General features: G+C 69.7%; 11 protein-coding genes. All 11 read left to right on the top strand.

The window, feature by feature from the left end:
- Positions 1–120 precede the first annotated feature (120 nt).
- The 11 genes from IEZ17_RS04480 (at position 121) to IEZ17_RS04430 (ending at position 16,129) form a co-directional block, all read left to right on the top strand.
- Complete coding sequence (locus tag IEZ17_RS04480) at positions 121–1,134, top strand: helix-turn-helix transcriptional regulator (RefSeq protein WP_189296587.1); 1,014 nt, start codon at positions 121–123, stop codon at positions 1,132–1,134.
- Between the two features lie 452 nt (positions 1,135–1,586).
- Entirely contained in the window at positions 1,587–2,822 is a 1,236-nt protein-coding gene (locus IEZ17_RS04475; protein ID WP_189296585.1) for a multidrug effflux MFS transporter, read from the top strand.
- 45 nt (positions 2,823–2,867) lie between these two features.
- Positions 2,868–4,088, top strand: coding sequence for a cytochrome P450 (locus IEZ17_RS04470; RefSeq protein WP_229851844.1), 1,221 nt, complete (start codon positions 2,868–2,870; stop codon positions 4,086–4,088).
- A 250-nt stretch (positions 4,089–4,338) separates the two neighbouring features.
- Positions 4,339–6,180 carry an asparagine synthase (glutamine-hydrolyzing) gene (gene asnB, locus IEZ17_RS04465; protein ID WP_189296581.1) on the top strand — a complete coding sequence of 614 codons (1,842 nt, stop codon included), beginning with the start codon at positions 4,339–4,341 and terminating at the stop codon, positions 6,178–6,180.
- A 339-nt stretch (positions 6,181–6,519) separates the two neighbouring features.
- Positions 6,520–7,791 carry a DegT/DnrJ/EryC1/StrS family aminotransferase gene (locus tag IEZ17_RS04460; protein WP_189296579.1) on the top strand — a complete coding sequence of 424 codons (1,272 nt, stop codon included), beginning with the start codon at positions 6,520–6,522 and terminating at the stop codon, positions 7,789–7,791.
- Positions 7,792–7,818: 27 nt separating this feature from the next.
- Positions 7,819–8,928 carry a ParB/RepB/Spo0J family partition protein gene (locus IEZ17_RS04455; RefSeq protein WP_189296577.1) on the top strand — a complete coding sequence of 370 codons (1,110 nt, stop codon included), beginning with the start codon at positions 7,819–7,821 and terminating at the stop codon, positions 8,926–8,928.
- A gap of 137 nt (positions 8,929–9,065) precedes the next feature.
- Positions 9,066–9,290 carry an acyl carrier protein gene (locus tag IEZ17_RS42000; protein ID WP_229851843.1) on the top strand — a complete coding sequence of 75 codons (225 nt, stop codon included), beginning with the start codon at positions 9,066–9,068 and terminating at the stop codon, positions 9,288–9,290.
- Positions 9,287–10,981 carry a (2,3-dihydroxybenzoyl)adenylate synthase gene (locus IEZ17_RS04445; protein ID WP_189296573.1) on the top strand — a complete coding sequence of 565 codons (1,695 nt, stop codon included), beginning with the start codon at positions 9,287–9,289 and terminating at the stop codon, positions 10,979–10,981. The genes IEZ17_RS42000 and IEZ17_RS04445 overlap by 4 nt, the downstream gene beginning before the upstream one ends.
- Positions 10,982–11,051: 70 nt before the next feature.
- Entirely contained in the window at positions 11,052–11,810 is a 759-nt protein-coding gene (locus IEZ17_RS04440) for a thioesterase II family protein (protein WP_189296570.1), read from the top strand.
- Positions 11,811–11,873: 63 nt separating this feature from the next.
- Positions 11,874–13,073 carry an FAD-dependent oxidoreductase gene (locus IEZ17_RS04435; RefSeq protein ID WP_189296568.1) on the top strand — a complete coding sequence of 400 codons (1,200 nt, stop codon included), beginning with the start codon at positions 11,874–11,876 and terminating at the stop codon, positions 13,071–13,073.
- The gene (locus IEZ17_RS04430) at positions 13,070–16,129 is read left to right on the top strand and encodes a type I polyketide synthase (protein ID WP_189296566.1); all 3,060 of its coding nucleotides are present in this window, start codon (positions 13,070–13,072) and stop codon (positions 16,127–16,129) included. Before IEZ17_RS04435 ends, IEZ17_RS04430 begins: the two co-directional genes overlap by 4 nt.
- Positions 16,130–16,173 lie beyond the last annotated feature (44 nt).

Below are 16,173 nucleotides of genomic sequence, written 5' to 3'. Positions count from 1 at the left end.
GGGGCGCATACATGGTCGAGGCCCGTGCAGCGATGTCGACGGGCGCGCGTGCCGCGCACCGATGTTCAGCGATGTTCAAGAACATGTCCAGGAGTTGAGGGAAGGCTAACCTAAGTAGTTGTGACACGAGTTCACCAGCTCGCCGGCGTGGCCGGTTCCACCGCGTTGGACGCGACGTACGCGGCGTACTACGAGTCGATCGCCCAGGCCGACCGGAGCCGTGACGGCACCGTCCGGTACCGGCTCCGTCCAGAGGTCGGCGACGGCACGATCGAGGTGACGTCATTGCGCAGCGGGTTCCACATCGTCCGCTACGACGTCGCCTTCGCCGGAGGGCACCGGGTCCGATACGCCTTCACGGGCGACCACTTCGAGCTGGAGCACTGCGTCGACGGACGCATGCACATCAGCGAGTCCCGGACCGGCGCCGGCGAACTGCACGCCCGCTCGGTGTCGCTGAGCCCGCAGTGCGCCACGGACGGTGTCATCGCGCACGGCGACGGCGAGCGGTACCGGGCGGTGTCGATCAGCGGGACCTGGACCGGGCTGGGGTCGTACCTCGGCGGTCTCGGCGCGGGAGTCCTGCCGGCCGTCGGACCGGACGACGTCGCGCGCCAGCGGTACCTGGGCCGGTCCGCCGCATTGCGCCCGGTCGCCGGTCCGCTGGAGGAGATCTTCCTGCACCGGCGCTCGTCCCCGGGGCGCCTGCTGTTCATGGAATCGCGGTTCGTGGCGGCGCTGGCCGCATTGATCGACGGGCTCACGGTCAACGGGCCGGCCGCGGACGGACCGGACCTCGCCCTGGACGACCACGAGGTGGCCGCGTTGCGCCGTGTTCCCGAGTTGCTGTGGCGGGAACGCCACACACCGCCGACGCTGCCAGATCTGGCCCGCGCGTCGTCGATGTCGGTCCGGCGTCTCGCCACCGGGTTCCGCGAGCTGTACGGGACATCGGTGATGGAGTACCACCGGCGTCGCTGCCTCGACCGGGCCGCGGCGCTGCTCGTCGAGACCGACTGGCCGGTGGCCCGGATCGGGCACGAGGTCGGCTACGCCTCGGCCAGCAATTTCGGCTATGCCTTCCGGCGCGACCGGGGCATCACCCCCGCCCGGTTCAGGCGGGTGCACTCCTGACACCCGACGGGGCAAGCACCGCGCTCCACATTCCCGGGCCGGTCGCTCCACACTGCGGCGCGGCCCCGGCACCGACGATGTGGAGCAGCGGTCGCACCGGCCGCGGCCGTCACGTCGTCAGGAAGGCGCCCGATGCCCCCGTCCGCCCTCGTCCGCCGGCACCGTGGGGGTTCGTCCTGCTCATACGCGTGCGGCCTGCCGTGTCCGGGAGGCGCGGCTCGGTCAGTGGGCGACCGCATGGCGAGGGGGACCCGGCTGGTGCGGGCCGGGGACGGGGCGGTGTCGCTGTGCGGCGGCGCCGGCGCACCCGCCACCCGGATGTTCCACGCCTCGGCGAACCGCGGTCGTCATCGGGCAGTACCTGGTCGCGACGCTGATCGACTTCGGTCCCGCGCATCGGAACGTCGGCATCGCCCACGTCGCCCACTACAGAATTCCTCGGATGGAGACCGATGACCGTCAGCATCGATTCCGCGCCCCCTCGGACCGGAACGGGGCGACTCGTCATCGTCCTTGGCGGACTCTCGGCGGTGTCGCCGTTCGCCATCGACATGTACGCGCCCGGCTTCCCTGAGATCGTCACCTCGTTGGGAACTTCGAGAACGTCCGTACAACTGTCCCTGACAGCCTGCCTCTTCGGGCTCGCCGTCGGTCAGATCGTGCTCGGCCCGGTCAGCGACGCGGTGGGGCGACGACGCCTGCTCCTGGCCGGTTCCGGCATGTTCACCGTGTTCTCCCTGGTCTGCGCGCTCGCCCCGTCCATCGCCGTGTTCGACGTCGCCCGACTGCTGCAAGGGATCGCCGGCAGCGCGGGAATCGTCATCGGACGGGCGGTCATCAGCGACCAGTCGACCGGCACCCGAGCGGCGCGCCAACTCACCACGCTGAGCGTGATCGGGTCGACCGCGCCGGTCCTGGCACCGGTGGTCGGGGGCCTCATACTCGGTGTCGGCTCGTGGCGTCTGGTTTTCGTGGCGCTGGCCGTGACCGGGCTGTTGTTGGTGACCGCGATCTGGGCGTGGGTTCCCGAATCGCTCCCCGTCGAACGGCGCAGGGCAGGTGGTCTGCGGGCTGCGCTCGCCGCGATGGGCGGACTGCTCCGGCGTCGCGAGATGGTCGGCTACCTCTTCGTCATGGGGTGCGGACTGGCCGCCCTGTTCGCCTACATCAGCGGCTCACCCTTCGTCTTCCAAGGCGTCTACGGCTTGTCGCCCATCGGCTACGGCCTCGTCTTCGCCACGAACGCCGTCGGCACCGTGGCGGCCGGTGCGATGTTCGGGTGGCTGGCCGGGCGTGTACGCCTCAACTCCCTGCTCGCCATCGGCGTGGTCATCACCGTAGCCTCCCTGATCACGCTGGCGACGCTGCTCGTCATCGGCATCAGTACGTTCCCGACCACGTGGGCCTGCCTGTTCGGCTTCACGTTCGGGTTCGGACTGCTGCTGCCCGCGTCGACCACCATCATCCTCGCGGTCGGTAGCGACGCCCCCGGAGCCGCTTCCGGCATGCTCGGAGGCGCTCAGTTCGTGCTCGGCGCCGTGGCCGCACCTCTACCCGGCGTTCTGGGCAACACCACCGCCATGTCGACGGCCGTCGTGGTACTGGGCTTCGTTCTCCTCGCTGCGGTAGCTCTGATCACGCTCGCCCGGCCGTGGCAGGGCCATGGTGAGCCGGCCGGCCAACCCTGAGTTCTCAGCATGGTGTCTCTCGACGTACCCGAGAAGGGGAAGCTCGTGACCACTGCGGAAAGTGCCTCGACAGCGTCCGTTCAAGAACTGGAAATCGCCCGCCGTTGCCCTTGTTCCCCGAACGCTCAACACATCGAATTTCAGCAACAGGGTCGCCCGGTCAAGGTCACCTTGACGACCTTGACGCCCGATGCGCCGGTCTGGGCGGTGAGCAGCCACGCCGACATCCGCACCATGCTCACCGACATGCGATTCAGTGCCGACCGGGAAAAGCAGGGATTCCCGTTCCAGGTCGACGGGCAGCCGGGTAATTTCCGTCGCACCATGATTTCCATGGACGGGGCGGAACACCGGGACGTCCGCCGTGCGGTGACCAGTGAATTCACCCTGAAACGCATGAAGTCATTGCAGCCCCGCATTCAGCAAATCGTGGATGGCTGCATTGACGCGATGCTGGCCGGTCCGAAACCGGTGGATCTGGTCAGCGCGTTTTCACTGCCGGTGCCCTCCTTGGTGATCTGCGAGCAACTCGGTGTGCCCTACGAAGGTCACGAGTTTTTCCAGACCCGCTCCCATAAGCTCTTGTTGCGCGGTGCTTCGGCCGAGGAGCGTCTGCGTGCACTCGATGAACTCCTTGCATTTCTCAGCGACCTCATCACCAAGAAAGAGGCCGAGCCAACCGACGATCTACTCGGGCGCCAGATCGTAAAATTGCGCGAAGCGGGCACATACCGGCACGAAGATTTGGTGCGCATGGCGTTCCTGCTGTTGGTCGCCGGGCACGAGACCACCGCGAACATGATCTCACTCGGCGCCATGGTCTTGATCGACCGCCCGGATGACGCGGCGGCCCTGCGCGCGGATCCGAGGAAAATTCCGGTCGCCGTGGAAGAGTTGCTGCGCTACTTCACCATTGCCGAATTCATTCCTACGCGCGTGGCCACCGAGGACGTTGAACTCGGCGGCTCCCTGATCAAAGCAGGAGATGTCCTTGTCGCGCTCTGTAATGTAGCCAACCGTGATCCCGTGGTTTTTCCTGACGGCAACGACCTGGATTTGCAGCGCGGCGCCCGTCACCAACTGGCGTTCGGTTTCGGGGCGCACCAATGCCTCGGGCAAAATCTTGCACGGATGGAGCTGGAAATTGTCTACTCGACTCTGCTCCGGCGTATCCCCACATTGCGCTCCGCGGTTCCGACCGGTGATTTACCCTTCAAGTGCGATGCGGACATCTATGGTATCCATGAATTCCCGGTCACCTGGTGACGGAGCGAGGTGGTCGCTGCCCGGCAGCCCTGTCGGGGCACTGTCCAGCCCTTGCCTGACCACTGCGGCACAGTGAAATTCTGCGATGTGGATCCGGCTGCTCGCCATGCAGTCCCCGCGGTCTTCGAGCAATTGGTTTCCGGACGGAAGAAGGCTTCTCTGCTGTTCTTGGGCGAGTCGACGCGTTCACGTGCGCGGTTTTCGGAACGCGTTGGCCGGCCCGACTCGAATCGAGGAGAGTGAGGATTTCATGTGTGGCATAACCGGCTGGGTGGACTTCGAGCGCGACATGAGCGGCGCGCAGGGTGTGCTGCGGGACATGGCCGACACCATGGCCTGCCGGGGGCCGGATGCGCAGGGGTACTGGACAGGCACCCATATCGGCTTCGGCCACCGGCGCCTTGCCGTGATCGATCTGGAGGGCGGCGTCCAGCCGATGACCGTCGAGCAGGACGGCCGCACGCTGGTGGCCGTCACCTACAGCGGCGAGGTGTACAACTACCGTGAGTTGCGCACGGAGTTGCGCGCGCTCGGACACCGCTTCCACACCGAAAGCGATACCGAGGTCGTCCTGCACGCCTATCTGCAATGGGGTGCGGCCGTAGCGGACAAGCTGAACGGGATGTTCGCGTTCGGGATCTGGGACGCCCGCAGCGAGGAGCTGGTGCTCGTGCGCGACCGGCTCGGTGTCAAACCGCTGTACTACTACCCAACAGGGCGCGGGCTGCTGTTCGGCTCCGAGGCCAAAACGATTCTCGCGCATCCTGAGGTACGCCCGATCGTGGACCGAGAAGGGCTGCGCGAACTGTTGGCTGGTGTCAAGACCCCGGAACACGCGATATTCCATGGCATGAAGGAACTTCGCCCCGGCCACCTGCTCCGCCTCGGCCGGGCGGGGTTGCGTATCCAGCGCTATTGGGCGCTTGAGGCGCGTGAGCACACCGACGATGTGGACACCACCGTGCGTACGGTGCGCGAGTTGCTCGAAGACATCATCGAGCGTCAACTCATCGCCGACGTGCCGCTGTGCACACTGCTTTCCGGTGGGCTGGATTCCAGTGCGGTGACTGCCCTTGCCTCCCGTTCGCTCGCCCAACGCGGAGGCGGGCCGGTCCGTTCGTTCTCCGTCGACTTCGCAGGGAACGAGCGGGATTTCGCTGCGAACGTGGTGCATAATTCCCCGGATGCCCCGTTCGCCGCCGAGATGGCCGGCCACGTGGCCGCCGATCACACCAATCTGGTGCTCAGCTTGGAAGAACTCGCCGACCCGCGAACCCGCGCCATGGTGCCGAAGGCGTACGATTCGCCCGCCGCGCTGCTCGGTGACGGCTACGCCTCGCTGTACCTCTTGTTCCGGGCGATCCGCGAACGGTCGACGGTGGCCCTGTCCGGAGAGGCGGCCGACGAACTGTTCGGGGGCTATGTGTGGTTCCATGCTCCCGAGCTGCGCGACACGAACAACTTCCCTTGGGTGGCTGCCGGATACGACCTGATGCCCATGCTTTCCGGGCTGCTGGATCCAGGGTTGATCGCCGAGCTGGATATCGAAGGCTATCGGGCTCAGCGTTATGCCGAAGCGCTGGCCGAAGTGCCGGTACTGCCCGGTGAAGACGCGACGGAGCGGCGAATTCGGGAGGTCAGTTATCTCAGTATCACCCGCTTCGTGCCCTTCCTGCTCGACCGGAAGGACCGGATGAGCATGGCGGTCGGCCTCGAAGTGCGCGTGCCGTTCTGCGATCACCGGCTCGTCGAATACACCTTCAACGTGCCATGGTCGATGAAGTCCTTCGACGGAAGGGAAAAGAGTCTGTTGCGGGCGGCGTCCCGCGATCTGCTCCCCACCAGCATCGTGAAACGCAAGAAAAGCGCGTACCCGATAAGCCACGACCCGCGCTACGATGCCGCGCTGCGCGCCGAATTCGATCGGCTGGCCGCCGACCCCAGTGCACCGGTGCATTCCCTTGTCGACCACGCCGGCATCCGACAGCACGGTGCCCGTCGACAAGAGACGAACGGCTGGCCGTCCCGTACCGGGCTGGAATTCATGGTGCAGCTCAACAGCTGGCTGGCAACCCACGAACTGAAAATCTGACGCCGGCCGGCTGCGTCGGAGAGCACCCCGGCCGCCGCTGCGGCCGTGCGCGGAGCGCGGCAGCGAGTACACCGCCGGCCAACTGCGCGGCGGGATGGGCGAGTTGAGAGGAGGGGGGCGGTCGTGCACGGCTCCTGATCCGCGCCCGCCGGCCGTCCCCGTACTCCGGCAGGCGCCTTCCTCCGCGCCGGTGGAGCAGGGGCGCGCCGACCGCTGACCGGCGTACCGACGTCAGCATCCAGTGGTCAGCATCAAGACTGACCATTCTGACCATGTCCTGACCGATCTGACCGCTGCCGGTCCTTATGCCGTGCGGAGCGCCCGGGTTTGATGGGACGCATGTTGGACAGGAGCTACGTAGTGCCCTGTGCAAAACGGGGCAGTTTACTGGGCGAGGCCGAAGTGGCGACGCTCGCCGAACTGGTGCAGGGCGAGGACCCGCTGTCGATGGGGGGCTGGCGCAACCGCTTCGAGCGAGCCTTCGCCCAACTCGTCGGCGCCCGGTACGCGATGACGGCCACCAGCGGAACCGTCGCACTGGAGCTGGCTATCCAGCTTCTCGACCTGGAGCCCGGCGACGAGGTCATCGCGACCCCCCAGACCTATCAGGCCACCGTGATGCCATTGCTGGACCGTGAGGTGACGGTCCGCTTCTGTGACATCGACCCGACGACGCTCAACATCGCCCCGGCCGCGGTCGAGGCGCTGATCACCCCGCGTACCAAGGCCCTGGTGCTGGTGCACTACGGCGGCTGCCCGGCCGAGATGGACGAGATCATGGCGGTCGCCCGCCGCCACGGAATCCTCGTCGTCGAGGACTGCGCGCACGCGCTGGGTGCCGACTACCGCGGGCGCCGGCCGGGTTCGCTGGCCGACGTCGGCTGCTTCAGCTTTCAGAACGCCAAGAACATCACCACGCTCGGCGAGGGCGGCATGGTCACCTTTGACCGTGACGACTGGGCCGTGCGTCTGGAACGGCTGCGCGGCAACGACGTCGACGCGGAGTTCGAGCCGGAAGAGCGGATCGACCCCGACGAGCCGCTCGTGCTGCCGTGGATGAAGTACTCCGCCGCGGTGTACAGCGACCGGGTCACCCGCATCCGGCGGGCCGGCACCAACGCCACGATGTCCGAGGCCGCGGCGGCCGTCGGCCTGACGCAGCTGGGCAGGCTGGACACCCTCCAGGGGACCCGCCGTTCGGTCGCGGCCCGGCTCGATGCGGTGCTGCGCCGTTACGCATGGGTACGGCCCCAGCAGGCCCCCGCGCACAGCACGCACGCCTATCACCTCTACACCTGTTTCGCGGACAGCCGCGGTCTGCGCGACCAGCTGCTGCTGGCCCTGGACCGACGGGGGGTGGAGATCCAGCTGCGCTACTTCCCGCAGCACCTGACCCCGGAGTGGCGGCACCGCGGCCACGGCCGCGGCGAGTGCCCGGTCGCCGAGAGCATGTGGTTCGACCAGCACCTCAACCTTCCCTGCCATCCCGGGTTGCGGCCCTCGCAGGTGGACTACCTCGTCGAGGCGCTGGACGAGTCGCTCGCCGAGGTCCAGGCCATGGCGGAGGGGACGGCCGCGCCCACGCCGGGTGCCGCACTGGCGGCCGGCTGACGGCCCAGGATGAACGTGAGTGGTGGGATGACTGTCGAGACGGTCTTACGGGCACCGCAGGCCGTTCCCGGCCTCGGCGCCGCGCGGCCGGGCCGGGCCGTCACGGTGCCGATCAGCGCACTGGACATGTCCTGTCCGCTGCGCAGCGGACAGGATCCGGAGCACGTCAGGGCGCTGGCCATGCTGGACGCCTCGCTGCTGCCGCCCATCGTGGTGCACCATCCGACGATGCGTGTGCTCGACGGGGTGCACCGGGTGCAGGCCGAACTGCTGCGCGGTGGTGCGGAGATCCGCGCGGAGTTCTTCGAGGGCACTGAGGAGGAGTGCTTCGTCCTGGCGGTCCGCTCGAACGTCGGACACGGACTGCCGCTGCCGCTCGCGGCACGGAAGGCGGCAGCCGCCCGCATTCTGCGCGCATACCCGCAGTGGTCGGACCGGTCGATCGGCGAGGTGTCGGGGTTGTCGCCCAAGACAGTGGGCGTCATCCGGCGTCGTTCAGCCGAGGAAAATCCTCGGTTGAACGACGCGGGCAGGCTGGGCCGGGACGGCCGGACGCACCCGTCCAGCGTGACCGAAGGACGGATCCACGCCAGCAGGTTGATCGGCGAGCGGCCGAGCGCTTCGCTGCGGGAGATCGCCAGAGCCGCGGGGATATCCCTGGGCACCGCCCAGGACGTGCGCAAACGGCTGGAGAACGGCCAGGATCCCGTGCCCGCATCCCGCTACGGGGCACATCGGGCGGCCGGCGCTGCTCCTCGCACGCCGGTCGTCTCATGGCGCATCCAGGGCGGAGCAGGCGGCATGGACGGCTCCGGCGGTGCCGGCCGCGACGGCGACGGGACCGGAGATCACCGTGCCGGGGCGTCGTCCCGGCGCACCGCCCCGGACGTGCGGCGCCCGTCGTTGCCGGAGCGGCTGCGACCCCTGAAGCAGGACCCCGCGCTGCGCTCCACCGACATGGGGCGTGCTCTGCTCCGGCTGCTCAGCTCTCACGAGATCCCGCTCGCCCATTGGCAGGCCCTCGTTGGCGGGGTCCCGCCGCACTGCGCCAGGACGGTGGCGGACATCGCGGGCGAGTGCGCACGTATATGGCAGGAGTTCGCCTGCGAGATGGCCGGACGCGCCCCGGAGTCCTGACCCCGAGGGCCGGACGGCACCGTCCCGGACACCCGCGCACCCCTGGAACCGTCAGGCGGCCTTGTACCCCGGATGACAACGGATGTTGGAGGTATTTCCCCTTGTCGACTCAAGAGACAGTCGGTCCGCTGAGCACGGTGACCGAAACACTGTCCGAAATCGGTTTTGACGAGGCCGAGTTGGTGGAAGCCACCGCGGATTGGAGGCTCCGTGCCGAGCTCGGGCTCAGCTCGGTGGAGACGACCGAGCTGCAACTCGCGCTCAAGCAGCGGTTCGGCGTGACGGTCGACCTGTGGGACCAGGACGACTACACGCTGGGACGGTTGGCCGAGCTCATCGCCGAGCAGCGGAGCGGATCATGACGGCGCCGGTGCGCGAGACCACCGCGCTGGACCCGGAGGTGGTCACCGTCGCCGCCGACCGTGCCGCGGCATACCGCGACGCGGGGCTGTGGCGGCAGGAGCTGGTGAGCGACCTCGTGCTCGACCGTTGCCGCGCCCAGCCGGATCGGTGTGCCGTCGTCGACGGCGACCGCCGGATGACGTACGCGGAACTGGCGCGGGCGGTATACGAGGCGGCGGGCCGGCTGCGCGCCCAGGGCATCGCCCCGGGCGACCGGGTCTGCGTCCAGCTGTCCAACTGCCTGGAGTACGTCGTCCTGGTGCTGGCGCTGCTGCACGTCGGGGCGCCGCCGGTGCTGATCCTGCCGGCGTTCCGGGAACACGAGCTGAACCACATCGTGTCGGTCACCCGGCCCGTCGCCCTCGCCGTGGACTCCGGAACCCGCCGTGTCGACCGGCTCGGGCTGGCCCGCACGTTGCGGGACCGCCACGCCGGCCTGCGCCACCTGCTCGTACGGGGAGCGGAACGGCTCGCCGAGGGCGAGACGGACCTGACCCAGTTGTGCCGGCCCGAGCCGGGCGGCGCGGCGTCGCAGGCCCGCCGCGCCGATGCGGCCACGCCCGGTGCCACGCCGCAGGACGCCGCCGTCTTCCTCCTCTCCGGCGGCACCACCGGACTGCCGAAGGCCATCCCGCGGGCCCACGAGGGGTACGGCTACATGATCCGTACCGCTGTCGGTATTGCAGGAATCACCTCACAGTCGGTCAATCTGGCGGTCATGCCCGCCGCCCACGGATTCGTCATGAACTGCCCGGGGGTGCTCGGCACGCTCATCGCGGGCGGCCGGGTCGTTCTCGCGAACCCCAACAGCCCTCGTGCCGCCTTCGAGTTGATCCAGCGGGAGCGGGTGACCCACTGCACCCTCGTGCCGACCCTGCTGCTCCAATGGCTGGCCGCCGCGCCGGACTCCGAAGCCGATCTGAGCAGCCTGCACGTCATCCAGGTCGGCGGCGCCCGGCCCGGATCCGCGGTGGCCGCCCGTGTCCGCACCGAGCTGGGAGCCACACTCCAGCAGTGCTACGGCATGAGCGAGGGACTGCTGTGCTTCACCCGCCTCGACGACTCCGCCGAGGTCATCCACACCACCCAGGGCAGCCCGGCCAGTACGGCGGACGAGCTCCGGGTCGTCGACGCCGCCGGCAGGCCGGTGGCCCGCGGGGAGATGGGCGAGCTGCTGACCCGCGGCCCTTACACCGTGGCCGGCTACTACCGCAATCCCGAGGCCACCGCTGCGGCGTTCACGCCCGACGGGTTCTACCGCACCGGCGACCTGGTGCGCGTGAGCCACGACGGCAACGTCGTACTGGAGGGGCGGGTACGGGACTCCATCAACCGCGGCGGCGAGAAGATCTCCGCGGAGGAGCTGGAGGCCATGGCACAGCGCCACCCGCGGATCGCCCAGGCGGCCGGGGTGGCCATGCCGCACGAACTCTACGGCGAGGCGGTGTGCCTCTACGCCGTCCTCGACGGTCAGGGGACGGTCGGGCTGAGGGAGCTGCGCCGGTTCCTGGAGCAGCAGGGCCTGGCCGCATTCAAGTTTCCCGAGCGGCTGGAGGTCGTGGATGCCCTGCCGCTGACCGGCATCGGGAAGATCGACAAGAAGGCCCTGCGAGAGGACATCGCCGGCCGGCTCGCGGCCGGGGCGCAGTGAACTCGCCCGGCGCGGCCCGCATCTGCCGCAGGTCCCCCGCACTCCCCGCACACCGTCACGAGGTGAATCCATGTATCCGGTGCGGACGACTCCGCTGATCAAGCAAGCCGCCGGTGCCTCACCGCCACGCCACCAGCTCGTCTGTTTCCCGTACGCCGGTGGCGGCGCCTCCTTCTACCGCCCCTGGCGGGACGTACTCCCGCCGGATGTCGACCTGTTGGCGGTCCAGTACCCCGGGCGCGAGGAGCGCATCGGCGCTCCGCTGATCGACGACATGGACGAGCTCGCCGGCCTGCTTGCCACCGAGCTCGCCCCGTTGCTGGACCTGCCGTTCACCTTCTTCGGCCACAGCATGGGGGCCGCGGTGGGGTACGAGATCACCCGCAGGTGGGAGGAGTCGGGCTTCCCGACGCCGGACCGGCTGATCGTCTCCAGCCAGTACGCCCCGCCCCGGATCCACGCCGGCGACCTTCTTCGTCACGACGACAGCGGGGTCCTCGACGAACTCGTGCGGCTGGGCGGCGTCCCGGAGAGCGTGCGTGAGAACCCGGAGCTGGTGCAGCTGATCGTGTCGGTCGTGCGCAACGACTACCAGGTGGTGGAGTCATGCCGGTTCGGTGCCCAGGCCCCGGCGCTGGACCTCCCCGTGAGTGCTTTCTGCGGAGCGGACGACCCGGCGGTGACGCCCCAGGACGTAGCCGAGTGGTCGGCGTTCACCCGGGCCGAATTCACGCACCGAGTGTTCGACGGCGGCCACTTCTACCCCCGTGAACGGCTTGTCGAAACCGTGGCCGCGGTTGCCGAACTGATCGCGCGGCCCGCTCCCTGACCTCTTCGCCGATTCCCGTGCCCCAGGGCTCGCCCTCTTTACGTGAAGAAATGAGTGATGCACATGAGCGAGAGCAACCAGCACTACGACCTGATCGTGATCGGCGGCGGGCCGATCGGCCTGTCCACGGCATGGCAGGCCGCCCGGCGCGGCGGACGCAAGGTGCTCGTCCTGGAGCGGTACGGCTTCATGAACGAGCGGGGCGGAACGAGCGGAGCCGAGCGGCACTGGCGTCTCCAGTACACCGAGCGGGACATCTTCGCGCTGACCCTTGAGGCCCTGCCGATGTGGCGGGAGCTGGAGTCGCTGACCGGCCGTAAGCTGCTGCACGAGGTGGGCAGCTTGTGGTTCGGCGACACCGAGGTGGAGACCAACGAGGGACAGATCTCCGGGACCGCGCGCGCCATGGAGGCGCTGGACGTGCCCTACGAGTGGCTGACGGCCGCGGAGATCGAGCGCCGCTACGGCTTCACCGGCCTCCCGAGCCACTACGAGGGCTTTCTCCAGCGGGACGGCGGTGCCATCGACGTACGCGGCACGATCGGCGCGGTCTTCCAACTGTCCCAGCAGCACGGTGCCGTGCTCCGCGGAAACGAGCGGGTGCTGGCCGTGGACCCGGACCCGGCCGGCGTCACCGTACGGACACAGGAGCGCACGTACCGCGCGGACAGAGTCGTCCTCGCGAACGGCGCCCACGCCAACGACGTCCTGGGAGCGTGGGGTTCACCGCTGAGCGTGGGTATGTACGAGCTGCCGCTGGTCACCCTCCACCAGCGCCGGGCCGAGCCCGGCAGGCCGTTCTGGTTCGCCTTCCAGCAACCCACGGAAGAGGACACCAACCTCTTCTACGGCTTCCCGCCCAACCCCTGGTCGACCAGCGACGACATCCGGCTCGGCCCGGTGTTCGAGGTCGACGCGCTGGACCACGCCGACGACGCGAAGGGAGTGCCGGCCCCGCGGCCGGTGGAGCGGGTGACCGACTGGGCCGCGGCGCACATGCCGTGGGCCGATCCGCGACCGACCGAGCTTTCCACCTGCCTGGCGATGCTGCCCAGGAATCCCGCCCGGCAGTTCTTCCTCGGTGACGCCGGTGCGCTGGTGGAAGGCGGCGAGAACGTCGTGGTGTCCGTGGCGGGCTGGGGCTTCAAGTTCACGCCTCTGTGGGGGAAGATCTGCGCCGATCTCGCCCTTGACGGGACCACCGCGTACGACATCAGCAGGCACGCTCTCACCCCCGCCGGTCAGTCCGGGATCGTCGAATGACCCTGCACGACGACGGCTTCACCGCGGACCCGGATGCCGGCGCCGTCGCGATCGTCGGAATGGCGGGGCGCTTTCCCGGCGCCGAGGACATCGACGCCTACTGGCGCAATCTGCGCGACGGCGTGGAGTCCGTCACCCGGCTCGCGGAGCGGGACCTGCTCGCCGAAGGCATCGAGCGGGAGGAGTTCGAGCGGCCGGAGTACGTACGGGCCGCCCCGCTCCTGGACGGTGTGGACCTCTTCGACGCACGGTTCTTCGGCTTCAGCGCGCGTGAGGCAGCACTCCTGGACCCGCAGCAGCGCCTTTTCCTGGAGTGCGCCTGGCACGCCCTGGAACACGCCGGCATCGCCCCGGAGGCAGTGCGCTCCGGAGGGGTCTTCGCGGGTGCCAACATGCCCGCGTACCTGATGTCGAACCTGCTCGGAGGCCGCCGGATCGTGCTCGACTCGGCCGTCTTCGAACTGCAGATCCACAACGACAAGGACTACCTGGCGACCCGCACCGCCCATCAACTCGGTTTCACCGGGCCCGCGTTGTCGGTGCAGACGGCCTGCTCCACCTCGCTGGTCGCGGTGCACGAGGCCGCGCAGACGCTGCGCGCCGGGGCCTGCGATGTCGCCCTCGCCGGCGGCGTGTGCGTGCGGGTGCCGCACCGGGTGGGGTACCGCTACGAGCGCGGTCTCATCTATTCGCCGGACGGGCACTGCCGCCCCTTCGACTCCGAGGCCCGGGGCACCGTTTTCGGCAGCGGCGTGGGCGTGGTCGTCCTGAAGCGGCTGACGGACGCGGTGGCCGAGGGCGACCGGGTTCTGGCCGTGCTCAGGGGCTCCGCGGTCAACAACGACGGCTCGGACAAGGTCGGTTACACCTCGCCCGGCGTCACCGGACAGGAGCAGGTGATCCTCCAGGCGCTGCGCACCGGCGGCGTGGACGCCCGGACCGTCACCGCCGTCGAGGCGCACGGCACCGCCACCCCCATAGGCGACCCCATCGAGGTCAACGCGCTGACCCGCGCCCACCGGCACTTCACCGAGGACACCGGCTACTGCGCACTCGGCTCGGTGAAGTCCAACATCGGTCACCTGGAGTCCGCGGCCGGCATAGCGAGTCTGATCAAGGCCGTACTTCAGCTGCAGCACCGCGAATTGGCGCCCAGTCTGCACTTCCGCACGCCCAACCCGCGGATCGACTTCGACACGACGCCGTTTCGTGTGAACACCCGACGGGTCGCGTGGGAGCCGGGCGATGCCCCGCGCCGCATCGGCGTCAGCTCCTTCGGCATCGGTGGCACCAACGCCCATGTGGTCCTCGAAGAGGCCCCGGCCGCGGGGCCGGCGGGCGACGGCAGGACCACGGACCGGCCGCAGCTCCTCCTGCTCTCCGCCAAGACGCCGCAAGCACTGGAGGCGGCGACCGACCGGCTGGCCGGGCGGTTCGCCGGGCCGGACGCCCCGGACGTCGCCGATGCCGCGTACACCCTTCAGACCGGCCGGCGGCCGATGCGCCATCGCCGCGCGGTCCTGGTGCCGGCCGACCCGGCGCGAGCGGCGTCGCTCCTTGCCGGCGCGGAGCCCGACCGCACACGCCAGGGGGACGCGGGCACCGGCCGGCCGCGCACGGTGTTCCTGTTCCCGGGGCAGGGGACACAGTTCCCCGGGATGAGCCACGGCCTGTACACGGCGGACCCGGGCTTCGCAGCCGACATCGACCGCTCGGCCCGGCTGCTCCGTGCCGATCTCGGCCTCGACCTTCGCGACGTGCTGTACGGCACGGCCGCCCAGGCCGCGCGGCTCACGTCGACGGAGGTGGCGCAGCCCGCGCTGTTCGCCACCGAGTACGCGCTCGCGCGGCTGCTGTTGCGCTGGGGCGTGGAGCCGGACGACATGGTGGGCCACAGCGTCGGCGAGTTCACCGCCGCATGCGTGGCCGGGGTGTTGCCGCTGGAGGACGCGCTGCACCTGGTCGCGCTGCGCGGACGCCTGATGCGGGAGCAGCCGCCGGGCACGATGCTGTCGATCGAGGCCTCCGAGGAGGCGGTGGCACCGCTGCTGCCACCAGGAGTCTCCGTCGCCGCGGTCAATGCCCCGGCCCTGTGCGTGGCCGCCGGACCCGAGGAGCGCGTGGCCACGCTGGAGCGGGCACTGGCCGGGGCAGGGGTGGCCGCGCGGCGTCTGCACACGTCGCACGCCTTCCACTCGGCGATGATGGACCCGGTGGTCGGCCCGCTGACCGAGGCGGTGCGCGGCGTCGCCCTCGCTCCGTGCGAGCGGCCCTTCGTCTCCGGGGTGACGGGGGAGCCGATCACCTCCGAGCAGGCCACGGACCCCGCGTACTGGGGCGGTCACGCCCGCCGACCGGTGCGCTTCGCGGATGCGGTCCGTACCGCGGCGTCCAAGGGCCGTACCGCGCTGGTCGAGGTAGGGCCCGGCACCACGTTGTCCACCTTGGCCAGGGCGACCCTGGCCGGACGGCGGGGGATCTCCACCGTTCGCACGATGCGCCGCCCCGGCGAGGCGGGCGACGACATGGAGACGCTGCTCCTCGGGATCGGGGACCTGTGGCTGGCGGGCGGCGAGGTGCGCTGGCCCGCGCTGCACGACGGGCCGCGGCGCAGGGCCGCGCTGCCCGGCTACCCGTTCCAGCGGGAGCGCCACTGGATCGGGCCGAGTGGGGAGCAGAGCGCCGGGGCGCCCGGCACGCTCGCGCAGGCCGCCGACGGACGGCCGGTGCCCGCGGAGGCGAAGGGAGGCGCAGCGGGGGAGCCCCCGACGCGGCCCGCCGGACTGAGGTCCGCTTACACGGCTCCGCGCGACGACACCGAGAAGTGGATCGTGGCGCTGTGGGAGGAGTTCCTCGGGTTCGAAGGCATCGGGGTCGACGACGACTTCTTCGAACTGGGCGGGCACTCCCTGCTGGGTACCCAGATGGTGAACCGCATGCGGGACGGGCGGGGCGTGACGGTGTCCCTGCGGGAACTGCTGTCGCACCCGACACCGGCGAAGCTCGCCGCGGTCGTCACGGCCGACCGGGCGGACGGAGCGGCCGAGTCCCCGTAACTGCCACTGTGATGGACCGTGGGGCCGGCGGTCCCCCCCTCGCC

The organism is Streptomyces albospinus (assembly GCF_014648695.1).
Taxonomy (GTDB): Bacteria; Actinomycetota; Actinomycetes; order Streptomycetales; family Streptomycetaceae; genus Streptomyces; species Streptomyces albospinus.
The sequence above is the reverse complement of the archived record's forward strand: the minus strand, read 5'-3'. Positions and strand labels throughout refer to the sequence as shown.

What these genes read in the sequence shown, in the direction of transcription:
- IEZ17_RS04475 (WP_189296585.1), top strand. Translation starts at nt 1,587, where the DNA reads ATGACCGTCAGCATCGATTCCGCGCCCCCTCGGACCGGAACGGGGCGA.
- asnB (WP_189296581.1), top strand. Translation starts at nt 4,339, where the DNA reads ATGTGTGGCATAACCGGCTGGGTGGACTTCGAGCGCGACATGAGCGGC.
- IEZ17_RS04460 (WP_189296579.1), top strand. Translation starts at nt 6,520, where the DNA reads ATGTTGGACAGGAGCTACGTAGTGCCCTGTGCAAAACGGGGCAGTTTA.
- IEZ17_RS04455 (WP_189296577.1), top strand. Translation starts at nt 7,819, where the DNA reads ATGACTGTCGAGACGGTCTTACGGGCACCGCAGGCCGTTCCCGGCCTC.
- IEZ17_RS04445 (WP_189296573.1), top strand. Translation starts at nt 9,287, where the DNA reads ATGACGGCGCCGGTGCGCGAGACCACCGCGCTGGACCCGGAGGTGGTC.
- IEZ17_RS04440 (WP_189296570.1), top strand. Translation starts at nt 11,052, where the DNA reads ATGTATCCGGTGCGGACGACTCCGCTGATCAAGCAAGCCGCCGGTGCC.
- IEZ17_RS04435 (WP_189296568.1), top strand. Translation starts at nt 11,874, where the DNA reads ATGAGCGAGAGCAACCAGCACTACGACCTGATCGTGATCGGCGGCGGG.
- IEZ17_RS04430 (WP_189296566.1), top strand. Translation starts at nt 13,070, where the DNA reads ATGACCCTGCACGACGACGGCTTCACCGCGGACCCGGATGCCGGCGCC.